Origin of the sequence: Enterobacter cloacae complex sp. R_G8 (assembly GCF_024599795.1) — a bacterium.
In the GTDB taxonomy this organism is placed as follows: Bacteria; Pseudomonadota; Gammaproteobacteria; order Enterobacterales; family Enterobacteriaceae; genus Enterobacter; species Enterobacter dissolvens.
This window is the reverse complement of the sequence record NZ_CP102246.1, coordinates 4,549,325-4,566,654: the sequence shown is the minus strand read 5'-3', so window position 1 is coordinate 4,566,654 and position 17,330 is coordinate 4,549,325. Positions and strand designations below refer to the sequence as shown.

Below are 17,330 nucleotides of genomic sequence, written 5' to 3'. Positions count from 1 at the left end.
ATTGAGCGCATGTTACCAGAATGTTTTGCCTGTATTTGGCCCGTCAGATAAGGAACATTCATGTTACGGTACAGTCTCTTAACCGCCGGGCTGCTGCTCGGCGCGTCAGCGTTTGCCGCCCCGGCAGGCGATCTTCCCCTGATGCCCTGGCCTGCGAAGGTTGAACGCCCGACCACTCAGGGCGCGCTGGTGCTTAATAATCAACTCTCCGTAAGCGTCAGCGGAGACGATCTCGGTGACGCCGTTAACCGCCTGCGCCAGCGTATTGCCCTGCAAACCGGCTGGACGCTGCAGCCGCAGACCGACAAACCCGAAAAACCGACCATCCGCATTGCCATCGCCAAAAAAGTGAAGCCGCAGCCGCTGCCGGACAGCGACGAAAGCTACAGGCTGACGGTGGATGCCAACGGGGTGGATATCTCCGCCAACACCCGCTTCGGCGCGCTGCGCGCTATGGAAACGCTGCTCCAGCTGGTGCAAAACGGCGCGGAAAACACCTCTGTACCGTGGGTGACCATTGAAGATTCCCCGCGCTTCCCGTGGCGCGGGCTGCTGCTGGACTCGGCGCGCCACTTTATCCCGCTGGCGGATATCAAACGCCAGATCGACGGTATGGCCGCGGCAAAACTCAACGTGCTGCACTGGCATTTAACCGACGATCAGGGCTGGCGCTTCAGCTCAACGCGCTATCCTAAGCTGACCCAGCTTGCCAGCGACGGGCTGTTCTACACGCCGGAGCAGATGCGCGAGATTGTCCGCTATGCCGCCGCGCGCGGTATCCGCGTCGTGCCGGAGATCGATATGCCGGGCCACGCCTCGGCCATTGCCGTGGCCTACCCGGCGCTGATGAGCGCGCCGGGGCCGTACGAAATGGAGCGCCACTGGGGAGTCTTAAAGCCGGTGCTGGATCCGACCAGGGAGGCCACTTACGCCTTTGCTGACGCGATGGTCAGCGAACTGGCGGCGATCTTCCCCGATCCCTATCTGCACATCGGTGGCGATGAGGTGGACGACAGCCAGTGGAAAGCGAATCCGGCCATTCAGCAGTTTATGCGCGACCACAAGCTGGCGGACAGCCACGCGCTGCAGGCGTATTTCAACCGCAAGCTGGAAACGATCCTTGAGAAACACCACCGGCAGATGGTGGGCTGGGATGAGATCTACCATCCCGATCTGCCCAAAAGCATTCTGATCCAGTCCTGGCAGGGGCAGGACGCGCTGGGACAGGTGGCGCAGAACGGCTACAAAGGGATCCTCTCGACGGGCTTCTATCTCGATCAGCCGCAGTCCACCGCTTACCACTACCGCAATGAGATCGTGCCGCAGGCCTTAAACGGCGTGGACGTGATTGCCGACACTGACAGCGCCCAGAGCTGGGCCTTCTCCATGCCGCGTCTGAAAGGCAAGCCGGTCGAAGGCAGCTTCACGCTGGTGAAAGGGGAGTCCGGCTGGCGCGGATTTATTGATTTTGCCGGCAAGTCACGCCGCGCGGTGGATAACATTGCGTGGCGCGATGACAATCAGGTGACGTTTACCGTTGATACCTGGATGGGCGAAACGCGCCCGGTGGTGTCGGTTGATAACGATACGCTCACGGGGTATTTCCTGGTGGGGAACGTCCGCTACCCGATCAGCGGCACGCGTCTGGATGAGGTCCCCAAAGGCACCCCGCCGGTAGTGCCGGATACCGCAAATCAGGCCAGCCTCATCGGCGGCGAAGCCGCGCTGTGGGCGGAAAACGTGGTCGCGCCGGTGCTGGATATCCGCCTGTGGCCGCGTACCTTTGCGGTGGCGGAGCGCCTGTGGTCCGCGCAGGACGTCAACGATGTCGACAACATGTACACCCGCCTGCAGGCGATGGACAGCTGGTCGACGGTCTCGGTCGGGCTGCAGCAGCACACCCAGCAGCAGGTGCAGTTCACGCGCCTTGCCGGGAATGCCGATACGCTGCCGCTGCAAATCCTCGCCCAGGCGGTGGAGCCTGCGCAGTATTACACTCGTCAGCATCTCAAATTCCAGGCCGGAAACTACCATCAGTTTGAGCCGCTCAACCGCTTCGCGGATGCGCTGAACGCCGAAAGCGCCACCGTGCGCCAGATGAACAAATGGGCCGACCGTCTGGTGAGCGACGCCGAGGATACCGAAAGTGCCGACGCGCTGCGCCATGTGTTTAACCGCTGGCAGAGCAATACCAGCGACGCGCTGGCACTGAGTGAAAACAGCTATCAGCTGAAGGCGATCAAGCCGGTGATTCAGGAGGTGGATAAGCTGGCCTCGATTGGCCTGAGGCTCACCGATCTGGTGGCGCGTCAGGGCACGCTGGACGATAAAGAGATCGCCTCGATTCAGAGTGAGCTGGATAACGCGGCGAAGGTTCAGGACGAAGTGGTGATTGCGGCGGTGTACCCGCTGGAGACGCTGCTGCGCGCGACGCGGAATCAGTAACCCTCTCCCAGGGGGAGAGGGAATTTATACACCCTCTCCCTTTGGGAGAGGGCCGGGGTGAGGGAATCAGACGACTCAGTGCTTAAGCACCCACGCCTCTTTCCAGTGTGAACCTGTGCCCGGCTCAAACTGGGTCGCATACTTGCTCCACTGCACGCAGTAGCCGCTGTACGGGAAAGGCTTACACTGGTAGGTCTTACCGTCTTTTGGCTGCAGCACCACGGTGCCCGCTTTGTACGACGCGATGTTATCCGGGAAGATGTAGTCATGCTGACCGGTGCTGTTGTCCGCCGCGGCTTCCTCTTCCAGCATCAGGTTCAGCACATCCTGCGCAAACAGCGTGCCGTCTTTATTGGTGGCGTAGTACTTCAGCATGTGGTGACCCGCCTCAACGCCGGTCAGCGTCAGGGTGACGTCCTGATTAGCGTTGTTCATCTCCTGCTTCAGATACCCTTTTTCCGCCCCGTGATGGTTCATGACGTGGGCTTCGAAATCGACGTTACCGTGGGTATTCACATGGAAGGTGACGGTCGCATTGCCGTTCTCGATTTTGCTGTAGTGCAAATTGCTGACGGCGATGGTTTCGTTGACCTCCTCCTTCTGCTCTTCGTACGAAATCGCAACGGACTGCAGGGCGCTGCCCTCTTTGACGAATACGCTGTTCGCGCCATGGACCGGGCTAATCTCGCCACCCTCATCCTTCACCCCGACGCGAATGTCCTGGTGCGCGGTGTTAATTTTCTGCGCCAGATCGTACGACCACTGGTTGGCATCCGCCTGCGCGGCCGTGGCGATCGTCATTTCCGTGCGCAGGGACGTCACTTCACCGTGCGCATCGAAGAAGCGAGCAATGACCTTATCGCCGACGTTCAGGTTATTTCCCGCAATCTGGCCGCTGAGGACTTTGCTCCACTCTGATTCAATGCCGGCACCGTCATCCGGGGTAACATTGCCGCCGTTACCGAAATCAACGTCAATGGCCTGGTAGAAACTGTTCGAGGTATCCGCTATTTCCCAGACGCCATAAATCACTTGGTAACCCGTTCGCGCAGGTACATTACAGGTCATGGCTTTCCGCATCGCGGGGGCCTGGCCATTTCCATTCACGGTACAGAACGGGGTTAATTCAAACTGATCGCGGGTCAGGGGTTTATTCGGATCCCAGTTTTGTTTGGTGATGTAGTAACGCCAGTTGGTGGTTTTGTGCGGCGCGGTGTGATACCAGACAAACTCATGTGGGCCGGCAGTCATGGGGCTTTTCGTCCACGCGTTCAGGCTCTGTTTATCCAGCTGGGAGTAATTCGCAATCCCCGCGCTGGCAAGCTGGCCGTCTGGCGGCATCGCACCGCCCGGGAAGCCGGAGGTTTTCTCCACACTCTGCGGTTCATACTGAACGGAGCCACAGTCAATGTTTTGACCGAGCTTGCACATATAAGCGCGGCTGGCAGGGGATTCAATATATCCGTGCGCTAAAGCGGATGAAGCAACGGTCAGGGTCGCCATCGCAAGGGCAATCTTTGATAATTTCATTGTTAGTCCATTAATAATAAATACGCAGGGTGATGTTATTAATGGCGGGGGGGAAGATCATGCTGTGGTGAGAGGAAAAATAACCAAAAAAATGGACAGCCGAAGCCGCCCATTCTCTGCTGCTATCAATCAGCGACGTACGGCAATCGCTTCGATTTCAATTTTCACGTCTTTTGGCAGACGAGCCACTTCCACGCAGGAGCGCGCCGGGAAAGAGGCGTTATGCTCGGTGAAGAACGCTTCGTAAGTGGCGTTAACGGTGGCGAAATCGTTCAGATCTTTCACGAAAACGGTGGTTTTCACGATGTCGCCCACTTTCAGGCCTGCGGATTCCACGATCGCCTGCACGTTTTCCAGCGACTGACGCGCCTGCGCCGCTACGTCGGCTGGCACTTCACCGGTCTTCGGGTTCACCGGGATCTGGCCAGAGGTAATAATCATGCTACCCAGATCAACGCCCTGAACGTATGGGCCGATAGCCGCTGGTGCATTTTCCGTCGCGAGTACTTTGGTCATGATTTCTCCAGAATAACAGCTGATTTAAGAGTCCCGGCCATTATAGGGAGGCCGGGATCCTTTACCAACCTCAATTAGTTGGCCAGCACCACATAATGAGAAAACTCTTTTTCGCAGTATTTGCATTTGAGTGCGATGTCATCGGCGCGTTTTTTCACTGCGAAACTGGAGGAAACCGGCTCCGCGTGGCTGATGCAGTTGCTGTTCGGGCAAACCAGCACGCTCTCAATCCGCTCCGGCAGGCTTGGGCGTGATTTACCCACCACGTCGTAATCGTCGATGCGGTTCACTGTGGCGTCCGGCGCGTAAAGCGACAGCTGGTTAACCTGCTCGTCGGTCAGGAAGGTATTCTCGATCTTGATCAGGTCCTTGCGGCCCATTTCGCCTGACGGCAGGTTCAGGCCAATGGTGATGCGCTGGTCGGTTTCGGTCAGTTTGAACAGCGTCAGCAGCTTAAAACCGACCTGCGCAGGGATGTGGTCAATCACGGTGCCACGTTTGATGGCTTCAACCTGGAGTTTGTTATCGTGTGTCATTGTCGTTTCCCCTTACAGAGCCAATTCGCGATTCAGAACCAGTGCCAGTAACGCCTGGCGGGCGAAGATGCCGTTTCCGGCCTGCTGGAAGTACCAGGCGTGCGGCGTTTTATCCACGTCTGTGGTGATCTCATCGATGCGTGGCAGCGGGTGCAGCACCTTCATGTTGTCGCGCGCGCCCTCGAGGTCGCTGGCGCGCAGCACAAACTGCGCCTTCACGTTGGCGTACTCGGACGGATCCAGACGCTCTTTCTGCACGCGGGTCATATACAGAATATCCACGTTGCCCATCACCTCTTCGATGCTGGCGTGCAGGCTCCACGGGATGCCTTTTTCGTCCAGCATGTCGAGGATGTACTGCGGCATCGCCAGCGCGTCCGGGGCGATGAAGAAGAAGCGGTTGCCGTTGAATTTCGCCAGCGCCTGGGTCAGGGAGTGAACCGTGCGGCCATATTTCAGGTCGCCGACCATGGCGATGTTCAGGTTTTCCAGACGGCCCTGGGTCTCCTGAATGGTGAACAGATCCAGCAGGGTTTGCGTTGGATGCTGGTTGGCGCCGTCACCGGCGTTCAGCACCGGAATACCGCCGGAGAACTCGGTCGCCAGACGGGCTGCGCCCTCCTGCGGGTGACGCATTACAATCGCGTCAACGTAGGTGCTGATCACTGAAATGGTGTCCGCCAGGGTTTCGCCTTTTTTACCCAGCGACGTGTTGCTGCTGTCTGAGAAGCCTACCACGCTCGCGCCCAGGCGGTGCATGGAGGTTTCAAAGGAGAGGCGGGTGCGGGTCGAGGCTTCAAAGAAGCAGCTCGCAATCACCTTGTGCTTCAGCAGCTCCGGTTGCGGATTGGCCTTCAGTTTTGCCGCGGTTTCCAGAACCAGTTCCAGCTCTTCGCGGCTGAGGTCGTTTATGGAAATGATGTGTTTTTGATAAAGCGGATTCATGTTTATCTCCTGACGCCGGGCAAAAAAAAGCCCCTCAAATGAGGGGCTCTGGGAATAGGTTTAGCAACGGGAAGAAAAACGGCAGGCCAGCGTCTGATTTCAGACGCGGTAAGACGTTATGTCGAACACGCTTGACCATGCTTCCTCCCGGCAAATTGTCGGGCATTATACGCACCCCGATGTCCGGATCAAGCAATTTAATGCACGCTTTACTCAATGCAAACGGTTCTTTATGAATATTAATGCGTTCTGAGTAAATAATTAATTTGCTTATGCACCAGCGCGGTACGCTTCACCACCCGGGGGGCGACCCAGACAATACTGCTTCCGGCAACCACGCCTAAAATTTCCGGTAACTGGTGATAATCCAGAATGCGCGCCACCGCGCGGCCATATCCGGCCACGGTATGAATAAGGATAAATTCGCTATTATGCTCCACGCTGACCACCATTTCGGAAACGGTACGCGCGGCGTCGGGGGCAGGGCGCAGAAGAGGATTCAACGAATAAATCTTTAGCCCTTTGGCATTTCGAATTTTTATGACACCAAGCAACTTGAGCAGACGTGAAACGGTGGACTGGCTGATGGTCTCAAAACCACGCTCCTGCAAATCGCGGCGAATCTCTTCCTGGGAGAGATAGCTCTTTTCCGCGATCAGACGCTGGCACACCGTAAGCTGCAGTTGCTCTTTGGGAGAGTACTCTTCGTAATCCATCATAGTTCCCATATTAGTTCCCGAAATAACCGGTGGCACCGCACCGATCCGTAGGCCGGATAAGCGCAGCGCCATCCGGCAAATTACAACACTGCCCCCAGGCTTAACGCCACCATGATCACCACCGTCAGGATCGCCAGCAGCGGCGCCACCCATTTCAGGTAGCGCACGTAGGGCACGCGGGCGATAGCCAGCCCGCCCATAACCACCGCAGAGGTGGGCGTCACCAGGTTAACGATACCGGAGGCTGACTGGTAAGCCGTGACTACCAGGTCGCGGTTGACGTTAGCGAAATCGGCAAGCGGTGCCATGATCGGCATCGTCAGAACGGCCAGGCCGGATGAAGAAGGCACAAGAAACGACAGCACCACCTCCAGCCAGTACATCACGTTGATAAACGCCACCGTGGACAACCCGCTGACCAGCCCTTCCGCGCTGTGTAAAATGGTGTGGGTAATCATGCCCTTATCCATGATGACTACGATACCGCGGGCAATGCCGATAATCAGCGCGACGCCCAGCAAATCTCGTGCGCCGTTGATAAACGTCGAGGTCAGCTCCTCTTCACTCATGCGGGCGATCAGGCCGACGATAATGGCACTGGCGAGAAACACCGCCGAGATCTCCGCCATCCACCAGCCCAGCACCGCCACGCCGTAAATCATCACCGCGAAGGCGAGGGCGAAAATGACCAGGATGATTTTGCGCACCGGGGTAAATTCCAGCGACTGTTCCCCCTTGTTGCCAAGGAAATGGGCGCGGTTCTCTTCCTGTTTGTCTGCGACGATGGAGAGAGACGGATCCTGGCGCACCTTACGGGCGTAACGCATTACCCACGCCACGCAGATGATCCAGCCGATGACCAGCAGCGCCACGCGCAGGGCGATACCGTTGGTGAAGGGGATCCCGGCGGCGTTGGCGGCGATCACCGTGGCGAAGGGGTTGATGGTGGAGCCGAGTGTGCCGATCCCCGCGCCGAGCAGCACGGTGGAGGCCGCGACAACCGGATCAAAACGGGCGGCAAGCATTACCGGCACCAGCAGGGTGTAGAACGGCAGTGACTCTTCGGCCATGCCGTAGATGGTGCCGCCTGCGGCGAACAGCGCCATCAGGATCGGGATCATCCACTCTTCACGCCCGCGTAATCGCGTGGTGACGCGCTCGATCCCGGCGTCGATCGCCCCGGTTTTGGTGACGATCCCGAGAAATCCCCCGATGATCAGGATAAACAGCGCTACGTCGATCGCCCCGGCCTGGCCGGACTCCGGATCGTACAGCCCGGCAATGGGAGCCATCAGGACGGAAACCAGCCCCTGCGGGTGGGCCGCCACGTGCGCGTAGGTTCCGGCAACCGGCACATCCTTGCCGAGCGCCTCGTTCATTGCCATATGGTACTGCCCGGCCGGCACAATCCACGTCAGCACGGCCACGACGGCAATCAGAAAAAAGAGAATGGTGTAAGCTGAGGGAAACTTAAACTTGCCCATGATGTTCTCCTGAACCCCGGCGCACCCCGCGGCGCGCCGGGCGGTGATTAGTCGCCGAGTGTCGCCACCATGACCGCTTTAATGGTGTGCATGCGGTTTTCTGCTTCGTCGAAGACGATGGAGTTCGGTGATTCGAAGACCTCTTCCGTCACCTCCAGCCCCTTCAGCCCGTACGCCATCTCGATCTCGCGGCCCACTTTGGTGTGCTCGTTGTGGAACGCGGGCAGGCAGTGCATGAACTTGACGTTCGGGTTGCCGGTGGCTTTCATCACCTGCGCGTTAATCTGATACGGCTTCATCAGGCTGACGCGCTCGGCCCAGGCCTCCTTCGGCTCGCCCATGGAGACCCACACGTCGGTGTAGAGGAAATCGGTCCCCCGCACGCCTTCTTCCACGTCGTCGGTCAGCGTGATGCGCGCGCCCGTCTCTTTGGCGATGGCGCGGCACTGCTCAACCAGACCCGCTTCCGGCCAGAAGGATTTCGGCGCGACGAGGCGGATATCCATCCCCATCTTGGCTGCGCCGACCATCAGGGAGTTGCCCATGTTGTTGCGCGCGTCGCCGAGATAGGCAAAGCTCAGCTCCGGCAGGGTTTTGCCCGGCGAGTGCTCCAGCATGGTCATCAGGTCGGCGAGGATTTGGGTGGGGTGGAACTCGTCGGTCAGGCCGTTCCACACCGGTACGCCCGCGTATTCGCCCAGCTCTTCGACGATGGCCTGGCCGTAGCCGCGATATTCGATGCCGTCATACATGCGGCCCAGCACGCGGGCGGTGTCTTTCATCGACTCTTTATGGCCGATCTGCGATCCGCTTGGGCCGAGGTAGGTCACCTGCGCGCCCTGGTCAAACGCGCCCACTTCAAAGGCGCAGCGGGTGCGGGTGGAGGTTTTTTCAAAAATCAGGGCGATGTTTTTCCCGACCAGGGTTTTCTTCTCGCGCCCGGCTTTTTTGGCCGCCTTCAGCTCGATGGCGAGGTCGATCAGGTACTGGATCTCTGCCGGGGTGTAGTCCAGCAGTTTGAGGAAGTTGCGGTTTTTCAGGTTGATGGTCATGGGTAAATCCTTTTTAAATTAATGTCTAAGACCTTACCCCTCACCCCGGCCCTCTCCCCAAAGGGGAGAGGGTTAGGGTGAGGGGAGAGTGTGCTCAATTACGAATCAACGTGCCTTTCTCGCCCGCGAGGATCTCCGCGCCGTCGGCCAGCGCGCCGATCCCGGCAATCCCGTTGCAGGCCTCAACAAACTCGCGGCAGGCGGCGACCTTCGGCCCCATAGAGCCGGCGTCGAACGCCATGCCCTTGAGCAGTTCCGGCGTCACCTGCGCCAGCGGGCGCTGGGTTGGTTTGCCCCAGTCGAGGTACACCGCGTCGGCATCGGTGAGGATCAGCAGGGCATCCGCCTCAATCTGACGCGCCAGCAGGGCGGCGGAGAGGTCTTTGTCGATCACCGCCTCAATGCCGTGATAGCCGTTGGCGTTTTCCACCACCGGCACGCCGCCGCCGCCGTTGCAGATCACCAGGTGGTCGCGCTGGATCAGCGCCGCGATGGCATCGCTCTCAACGATGCGTTTCGGCTGGGGAGAGGGCACCACGCGGCGGAAGTAGCTGCCGTCGGCCCTGAACACCCAGCCTTTTTCCGCCTGTAGCGTTTTTGCCTGGGCTTCGCTGTAGACCGGGCCGATGTACTTGGTCGGGTTGCTGAAGGCCGGGTCGTCGGCGTCCACCTCCACCTGAGTGAGCAGGACGCTCACCTCGCGCTGGGGCAGGCTGTTTTTTAGCGCCTGCTGGAGCATGTAGCCGATCATCCCCTGGCTTTCGGCGCCGAGAACGTCCAGCGGGTAGGGGGCGACTTTGTCGTAGGCGCTGTTCTGCAACGCCAGCAGCCCGACCTGCGGCCCGTTGCCGTGCACCAGCACCACGCGCCACTGCGCCGTCAGCCCGGCGATGGTGCGGGCCGCGAGGTCGATGTTTTTACGCTGGATCTCGGCTTCCAGCGGTTCGCCGCGTTTGAGCAATGCGTTGCCGCCCAGGGCCACAACCAGAGTGGGTTTTCGTTCCATAGTGGCTCCTTAAATTCCGTCGCGTTCCAGTGGGCAGCTCATGCAGCGCGCGCCGCCGCGACCGCGTCCCAGTTCGTCGCCCGGGATTGGCAGCACGGTGATCCCCGCTTTGTCGTATTTCTCGTTGGTCCAGACGTTGCGCTCGTAGCCGATCACCACGCCCGGGCGGATGGTGAGCACGTTGTTGGCGTCGTTCCACTGCTCGCGTTCAGCTTCAAAGGCGTCGCCGCCGGTGGTGATCAGGCGTACCTGATTAATGCCGAGCGCTTTCTCGATGGCGTGCAGCAGGTCGGTTTCCTGGGTGCGCAGCAGGCCGCCGCGTCCGTCCGGGGTGAGCGTCCAGCACTGGGCGTCTTTACGCACCACTTCCGGGTAGACGGAGAACGTGTCCACGTCGATGTGGGTCATGACGGTGTCGAGGTGCATGCAGGAGCGGTGTTTTGGCAGCTCAACGGCGATCACACGCTCGGCCTGGCGATGTTTAAACAGGCTGTTGGCGAGGAACTCCACGCCCTGCGGGGTGGTGCGTTCAGACATGCCAATTAATACCGCGCCGCGGCCAATCACTAATACGTCGCCGCCCTCCAGAGTGGCGTGGTCATAATTAATATTCTCGTCGCCGAAATACTTAATAAATTCGCCATCGGCGAATGCCGGGTGCCAGCGATATATGGCTCGCAGGTTATTGGTTTCACGCTGGCGGGCCGGTTTGGCCATCGGGTTAATGGAGACGCCGTTATAAATCCAGCACGAGGTATCGCGGGTAAATAAATGGTTTGGCAGCGGCTTCATAATAAAATCATTCGCCGTGTGGGTATCCACCACCATATTTTTAATCGCCGCCGGAATTTCACCGTAGGTTAATCCGCCGCTCAGTCTGCGCGCCAGTTCCCGGTGCGGCATATCTGCCAGCCAGCCGCGCACGTCGCTGGCAAAGGTTGGGCCGAGGCGATAGTCGGAGATTTGCGTCTCCAGCAGCCAGGCCTTCGCCTCCGCAATATCAAGCGTTTGGGTGAGAAGGTCGGTCAACAGCAGGACTTCCACACCCTGCTCGCGCAGCGTGTTTGCGAAAATGTCATGCTCCTCACCCGCCCGCTCAACCGAGAGCACATCATCAAATAACAGCTCCTGACAGTTTGATGGGGTTAAGCGTTTAAGACTTAAATTAGGGCGGTGCAGCATCACGCTACGCAATTGACCAATTTCAGAACCGACATAATGCTTTTCCATAATTATTCCTTTAACTGTTTTTCAGAATAAAAAGGGCATGCGCCATATTCGTGTAATGATATGGCGGCTAAGCTCAATTGATTTCGTGGTCAATAGTAGGCGCTTAAATAAACCGTATTGTGACGTTGCTCACGTGAAATTAGGTATTGAGGGGTTTGTTTTCATTTGCATGATTCGCATCAGATAATGATTAATTTGATATTATTAACCGGTGAATAGCTAAGCAGGATCCGTTGGCATTATTTGAACTTGTTATTATTTTGTAGAATTTAATGTTTTGACATATTTGGTTATGTTGTTGATTTCAAATGATTTAATTCCGGTCGCGGAATGGCTATGCAGAATAGCCAATTAACTATTTTTGACTTAAGAAAAATCAATAAATAATTATGGAATTTAATAGCAAATAATCAAAATGATAAAGTGTGAAGCTGGCGCGAGTTTTATGATGAAGGCAGTACGATCAGTGAGTTAGCGCCACGGCATCGTCACGACGCGCTGAGGTTATGCATAACAACTGCATAAATGCCTGCGAGGGATTAACAGCAAATTAACACCTTTCCCGATAAACATGCGTTCGCGCAACTCTCCGCGAAAAAGGGCTGGTATGGCAGTTTGAATTCTCGTATAAAAGATAAAAATGAAACAGTGTTTTATAATGAGGGTTTGATTATGATTATCGGCAACATCCACCATCTGCAAGTCTGGCTACCAGAACCCCTGCGTCAGGCCATTGAGCACGTTAAAGCCCACGTCACCGACGCCACGCCGCTGGGCAAACACGATATCAACGGCAACAACCTGTTTTATCTGGTCTCCGAAGACATGACCCAGCCGTTTGCCGAGCGCCGCGCGGAGTACCATGCGCGCTATCTGGACATTCAGATTGTGCTCAAAGGGCAGGAAGGGATGACGTTCAGTACCTTGCCACACGGCACGCCGGACACCGACTGGCTGGCGGACAAAGACATCGCGTTCCTGCCGGAAGGCGAGCAGGAGAAAACCGTGGTGCTGAGCGAAGGGGATTTCGTGGTGTTCTGGCCAGGTGAGGTGCATAAGCCGCTGTGCGCGGTGGGCGCGCCTGCTAAGGTCAGGAAAGTGGTTGTTAAGATGTTGGTGGGGTAATTTTCCCTCACCCCGGCCCTCTCCCAAGGGGAGAGGGTGTAAAAGTTCCCTCTCCCTGTGGGAGAGGGTTAGGGTGAGGGCACCAGACCGCACCCACGCATAATGTGATCCAGCTTAAATTTCCCACACTCCTTCTTCCCTTCTCATTTACCTGCGCTTTTTCTGCGTCATAGTATGATCGTTAAATTAATGAACACCGTTCTATAATGTAGAACAAATTGATTCAGCAAGGAGATCTCATGCCGCAGTCCGCGTTGTTCACGGGAATCATTCCCCCTGTCTCCACCATTTTTACCGCCGATGGCCAGCTTGATAAGCAGGGCACCGCCGCGCTGATCGACGATCTGATCGCGGCTGGCGTTGACGGCCTGTTCTTCCTGGGCAGCGGCGGCGAGTTCTCCCAGCTCAGCGCCGAAGAGCGTAAAACCATTGCCCGCTTTGCTATCGATCACGTCGATCGTCGTGTGCCGGTGCTGATCGGCACCGGTGGCACCAACGCCCGGGAAACCATTGAACTGAGCCAGCACGCCCAGCAGGCGGGGGCGGACGGCATCGTGGTGATCAACCCCTACTACTGGAAGGTGTCTGAAGCGAACCTGATCCGCTACTTCGAGCAGGTGGCCGACAGCGTTACGCTGCCGGTGATCCTCTATAACTTCCCGGCGCTGACCGGGCAGGATCTAACCCCGGCGCTGGTGAAAACCCTGGCCGACTCGCGCAGCAACATCGTCGGCATCAAAGACACCATCGACTCCGTGGCCCATCTGCGCAGCATGATCCACACCGTCAAAGCCGCCCATCCGCACTTCACCGTGCTGTGCGGCTACGACGATCATCTGTTCAATACCCTGCTGCTCGGCGGCGACGGGGCGATCTCGGCCAGCGGCAACTTTGCTCCGCAGGTGTCGGTGAATCTTCTGAAAGCCTGGCGGGATAAAGACGTGGCGAAAGCGGCTGAGTATCATCAGACCTTACTGCAAATACCGCAGATGTATCAGCTGGATACGCCGTTTGTGAACGTCATTAAAGAGGCGATTGTGCTCTGCGGCCGCCCGATTTCTACCCACGTGCTGCCGCCCGCCTCTGCGCTGGACGAGCCGCGTAAGGCGCAGCTGAAAACCCTGCTGCAACAGCTCAAGCTCTGCTGAGCCGGACGATAACCATGACCATCGAGAACATTTTCACCCCGCAGGATGATGCGTTTTATGCCGTCATCACCCATGCGGCGGGGCCGCAGGGCGCGCTGCCGCTGACCCCGCAGATGCTGATGGAATCCCCCAGCGGCAATCTGTTTGGCATGACCCAGAACGCCGGAATGGGCTGGGACGCCAACAAGCTGACCGGCAAAGAGGTGCTGATTATCGGCACCCAGGGCGGCATCCGCGCCGGGGACGGACGCCCGGTTGCGCTGGGCTACCACACCGGGCACTGGGAGATCGGCATGCAGATGCAGGCGGCGGCGAAGGAGATCACCCGCAACGGCGGGATCCCGTTTGCGGCCTTCGTCAGCGATCCGTGCGACGGTCGCTCGCAGGGCACGCACGGCATGTTTGATTCCCTGCCGTACCGCAACGACGCGGCGATCGTATTTCGTCGTCTGATTCGCTCCCTGCCGACGCGCCGGGCGGTCATTGGCGTGGCGACCTGCGATAAAGGGCTGCCTGCCACCATGATTGCGCTGGCCTCGATGCACAATCTGCCGACCATTCTGGTACCGGGCGGGGCGACGCTGCCGCCCACCGTGGGGGAAGATGCGGGCAAGGTGCAGACCATAGGCGCGCGCTTCGCCAACCATGAACTCTCCCTGCAGGAGGCCGCCGAGCTGGGCTGTCGCGCCTGCGCCTCGCCGGGCGGCGGGTGTCAGTTTCTCGGCACGGCGGGCACCTCGCAGGTGGTCGCGGAAGCGCTGGGTCTGGCGCTGCCGCACTCCGCGCTGGCGCCTTCCGGGCAGGCGGTGTGGCTGGAGATCGCCCGCCAGTCGGCGCGGGCGGTGAGCGAGCTGGATAACCGCGGCATCGCCACGCGCGATATCCTCACCGACAAAGCCATCGAAAACGCCATGGTGATCCACGCGGCGTTCGGCGGCTCCACCAATTTACTGCTGCACATCCCGGCCATCGCCCACGCGGCGGGCTGTACTATTCCGGACGTTGAACACTGGACGCGCGTCAACCGCAGGGTGCCTCGCCTGGTAAGCGTGCTGCCCAACGGCCCGGACTACCACCCGACCGTGCGCGCGTTCCTCGCGGGCGGCGTGCCGGAGGTGATGCTCCATCTGCGCGATCTCGGCCTGCTGCACCTGGATGCGATGACCGTCACCGGCCAGACGGTGGGCGAGAACCTCGACTGGTGGCAGGCCTCCGAACGGCGGGCGCGCTTCCGCCAGTGCCTGCGCGAGCAGGACGGCGTGGATCCGGATGACGTGATCCTGCCGCCCGAGAAGGCAAAAGCGAAAGGGCTGACCTCGACGGTCTGCTTCCCGACGGGCAACATCGCGCCGGAAGGATCGGTGATCAAGGCCACGGCCATTGACCCGTCGGTGGTGGGTGCCGATGGTGTTTACCGTCATACCGGCCGGGCGAGGGTGTTTGTCTCGGAAGCACAGGCCATTAAGGCCATCAAGCAGGAAGAGATTAAACAGGGCGATATCATGGTGGTGATCGGCGGCGGGCCGTCCGGTACCGGCATGGAAGAGACCTACCAGCTCACCTCTGCGCTCAAACACATCTCGTGGGGCAAAACGGTGTCGTTAATCACCGATGCGCGCTTCTCGGGCGTGTCGACGGGCGCCTGCTTCGGCCACGTGTCGCCGGAGGCGCTGGCGGGCGGGCCGATTGGCAAGCTGCGCGACAACGACATCATCGAGATTGCCGTGGACCGCCTGACCCTGACGGGCAGTGTGAACTTTATCGGCACGGCGGACAACCTGCTGACGCCGGAAGAGGGGGCGCGCGAGCTGGCAGTCAGGCAGACGCACCCGGACCTGCACGCTCACGACTTTTTGCCGGACGATACCCGCCTGTGGGCGGCATTGCAGTCGGTGAGCGGCGGCACCTGGAAAGGCTGCATTTATGACACCGATAAAATTATCGAGGTAATTAACGCCGGTAAAAAAGCACTCGGACTTTAATAATTTTCTGAGCGATACCGTCTACGGGAAATATTCCGTGGACGGTTTTTGCGTATCTTAAATTTATCAATATAAACAATGTGTTGTGATATATCGTTGGCGTCACAAAAGCAAAATATCGTAATTCGGAAATAAGATATGACCATTGCTGGTTAATTGAACAGCTCATTACACTCCATTAACACGATGTTGTGAAATCAGCATACGAAAATAAAGGTGCGATGATGATGCAATTAACCATGAAAGATAAAATTGGCTACGGACTGGGTGACACCGCCTGCGGCTTTGTCTGGCAGGCCACCATGTTCCTGCTGGCCTACTTTTATACCGACGTGTTTGGCCTGTCGGCGGGCATTATGGGCACGCTGTTTTTGGTCTCCCGCGTGCTCGACGCCGTGACCGACCCGCTGATGGGGCTGCTGGTGGACCGCACCCGTACGCGCTACGGTCAGTTCCGCCCGTTCCTGCTGTGGGGGGCGATCCCGTTTGGCATCGTCTGCATGCTGACCTTCTACACGCCGGATTTCTCCGCGCAGGGCAAAATCATCTACGCCTGCGTGACCTACATTCTCCTGACCCTGGTTTATACCTTCGTTAACGTGCCGTATTGCGCCATGCCGGGCGTCATTACCGCCGACCCGAAAGAGCGTCACGCCCTTCAGTCGTGGCGTTTCTTCCTGGCGGCGGCGGGCTCGCTTGCCATTAGCGGCATCGCGCTGCCGCTGGTCAGCATCATCGGCAAAGGGGACGAGCAGGTGGGCTATTTCGGCGCCATGTGCGTGCTGGGGCTGACCGGCGTGGTGCTGCTCTACGTCTGCTTCTTCACCACCAAAGAGCGCTACACCTTTGAGGTGCAGCCGGGCTCGTCGGTGGCGAAAGACCTTAAGCTGCTGCTGGGCAACGGACAATGGCGGATCATGTGCGCGTTCAAGATGATGGCGACCTGCTCCAACGTGGTGCGCGGTGGGGCGACGCTCTACTTCGTCAAATACGTGATGGATCACCCGGAGATGGCGACCCAGTTTTTACTCTACGGCAGTCTCGCCACCATGTTCGGCTCGCTCTGCTCCTCCCGACTGCTGGGGCGCTTCGACCGCGTTACCGCCTTCAAGTGGATCATCGTCGCCTACTCGCTGATCAGCCTGCTGATTTTCGTCACCCCGGCGGAGCATATCGCCCTGATTTTCGCCCTCAACATCCTGTTCCTGTTTGTCTTTAACACCACCACGCCGCTGCAGTGGCTGATGGCCTCTGACGTGGTGGATTACGAAGAAAGCCGCAGCGGGCGACGCCTCGACGGGCTGGTGTTCTCCACCTATCTGTTCAGCCTGAAGATTGGCCTGGCAATTGGCGGGGCGGTGGTGGGCTGGATCCTGGCGTATGTCAACTACTCCGCCAGCAGCAGCGTGCAGCCGGTCGAGGTGCTTACCACCATCAAAATTCTGTTCTGCGTGGTGCCCGTGGTGCTCTACGCGGGCATGTTCATCATGCTGTCGTTTTATAAGCTCACCGACGCCCGCGTGGAGGCCATCAGCCAGCAGCTGATCAAGCACCGCGCGGCGCAGGGCGAGGTCGTTCCCGACGCCGCGACAGCCGCATCCCATTAACCGGA

General features: G+C 58.6%; 15 protein-coding genes. 5 read left to right on the top strand and 10 right to left on the bottom strand.

The window, feature by feature from the left end; genetic code table 11:
• The first annotated feature begins 60 nt into the window (after positions 1-60).
• Entirely contained in the window at positions 61-2,445 is a 2,385-nt protein-coding gene (locus NQ842_RS21565) for a beta-N-acetylhexosaminidase (protein WP_257256313.1), read from the top strand.
• A gap of 75 nt (positions 2,446-2,520) precedes the next feature.
• Here NQ842_RS21565 and gbpA read toward each other — a convergent pair whose 3' ends face one another.
• The 10 genes from gbpA to arcA all read right to left on the bottom strand — a co-directional run bounded on the left by gbpA (position 2,521) and on the right by arcA (position 11,463).
• Positions 2,521-3,975, bottom strand: coding sequence for an N-acetylglucosamine-binding protein GbpA (gene gbpA / locus NQ842_RS21560; RefSeq protein ID WP_014830456.1), 1,455 nt, complete (start codon positions 3,973-3,975; stop codon positions 2,521-2,523).
• A 129-nt stretch (positions 3,976-4,104) separates the two neighbouring features.
• Positions 4,105-4,491: a 2-iminobutanoate/2-iminopropanoate deaminase gene (gene ridA / locus NQ842_RS21555; protein ID WP_006810315.1), complete on the bottom strand. Its 387-nt coding sequence runs from the start codon at positions 4,489-4,491 to the stop codon at positions 4,105-4,107.
• Positions 4,492-4,565: 74 nt separating this feature from the next.
• The gene (gene pyrI / locus NQ842_RS21550; RefSeq protein WP_014830457.1) at positions 4,566-5,027 is read right to left on the bottom strand and encodes an aspartate carbamoyltransferase regulatory subunit; all 462 of its coding nucleotides are present in this window, start codon (positions 5,025-5,027) and stop codon (positions 4,566-4,568) included.
• A gap of 12 nt (positions 5,028-5,039) precedes the next feature.
• Positions 5,040-5,972 carry an aspartate carbamoyltransferase gene (gene pyrB, locus NQ842_RS21545; RefSeq protein ID WP_014830458.1) on the bottom strand — a complete coding sequence of 311 codons (933 nt, stop codon included), beginning with the start codon at positions 5,970-5,972 and terminating at the stop codon, positions 5,040-5,042.
• 34 nt (positions 5,973-6,006) lie between these two features.
• Positions 6,007-6,111: a pyrBI operon leader peptide gene (locus tag NQ842_RS21540; protein WP_022646880.1), complete on the bottom strand. Its 105-nt coding sequence runs from the start codon at positions 6,109-6,111 to the stop codon at positions 6,007-6,009.
• Between the two features lie 100 nt (positions 6,112-6,211).
• The gene (locus NQ842_RS21535; RefSeq protein WP_043951733.1) at positions 6,212-6,691 is read right to left on the bottom strand and encodes an arginine repressor; all 480 of its coding nucleotides are present in this window, start codon (positions 6,689-6,691) and stop codon (positions 6,212-6,214) included.
• Between the two features lie 80 nt (positions 6,692-6,771).
• Entirely contained in the window at positions 6,772-8,175 is a 1,404-nt protein-coding gene (locus NQ842_RS21530) for a YfcC family protein (RefSeq protein ID WP_063426201.1), read from the bottom strand.
• Positions 8,176-8,222: 47 nt separating this feature from the next.
• Positions 8,223-9,227: an ornithine carbamoyltransferase gene (gene argF / locus NQ842_RS21525; protein ID WP_257256312.1), complete on the bottom strand. Its 1,005-nt coding sequence runs from the start codon at positions 9,225-9,227 to the stop codon at positions 8,223-8,225.
• Positions 9,228-9,321: 94 nt separating this feature from the next.
• Positions 9,322-10,233, bottom strand: coding sequence for a carbamate kinase (locus NQ842_RS21520; RefSeq protein ID WP_125364789.1), 912 nt, complete (start codon positions 10,231-10,233; stop codon positions 9,322-9,324).
• A 9-nt stretch (positions 10,234-10,242) separates the two neighbouring features.
• Positions 10,243-11,463: an arginine deiminase gene (gene arcA, locus NQ842_RS21515; protein WP_013095371.1), complete on the bottom strand. Its 1,221-nt coding sequence runs from the start codon at positions 11,461-11,463 to the stop codon at positions 10,243-10,245.
• Positions 11,464-12,135: 672 nt separating this feature from the next.
• On the opposite strand from arcA, the gene NQ842_RS21510 reads away from it, so the two are divergent.
• The 4 genes from NQ842_RS21510 to NQ842_RS21495 all read left to right on the top strand — a co-directional run bounded on the left by NQ842_RS21510 (position 12,136) and on the right by NQ842_RS21495 (position 17,325).
• Complete coding sequence (locus NQ842_RS21510; protein ID WP_046887660.1) at positions 12,136-12,588, top strand: YhcH/YjgK/YiaL family protein; 453 nt, start codon at positions 12,136-12,138, stop codon at positions 12,586-12,588.
• 239 nt (positions 12,589-12,827) lie between these two features.
• Entirely contained in the window at positions 12,828-13,736 is a 909-nt protein-coding gene (yagE, locus tag NQ842_RS21505) for a 2-keto-3-deoxygluconate aldolase (protein ID WP_058662016.1), read from the top strand.
• A gap of 14 nt (positions 13,737-13,750) precedes the next feature.
• Entirely contained in the window at positions 13,751-15,718 is a 1,968-nt protein-coding gene (gene yagF / locus NQ842_RS21500; protein ID WP_257256311.1) for a xylonate dehydratase YagF, read from the top strand.
• 224 nt (positions 15,719-15,942) lie between these two features.
• The gene (locus tag NQ842_RS21495) at positions 15,943-17,325 is read left to right on the top strand and encodes an MFS transporter (protein ID WP_257256947.1); all 1,383 of its coding nucleotides are present in this window, start codon (positions 15,943-15,945) and stop codon (positions 17,323-17,325) included.
• Positions 17,326-17,330: the final 5 nt, after the last annotated feature.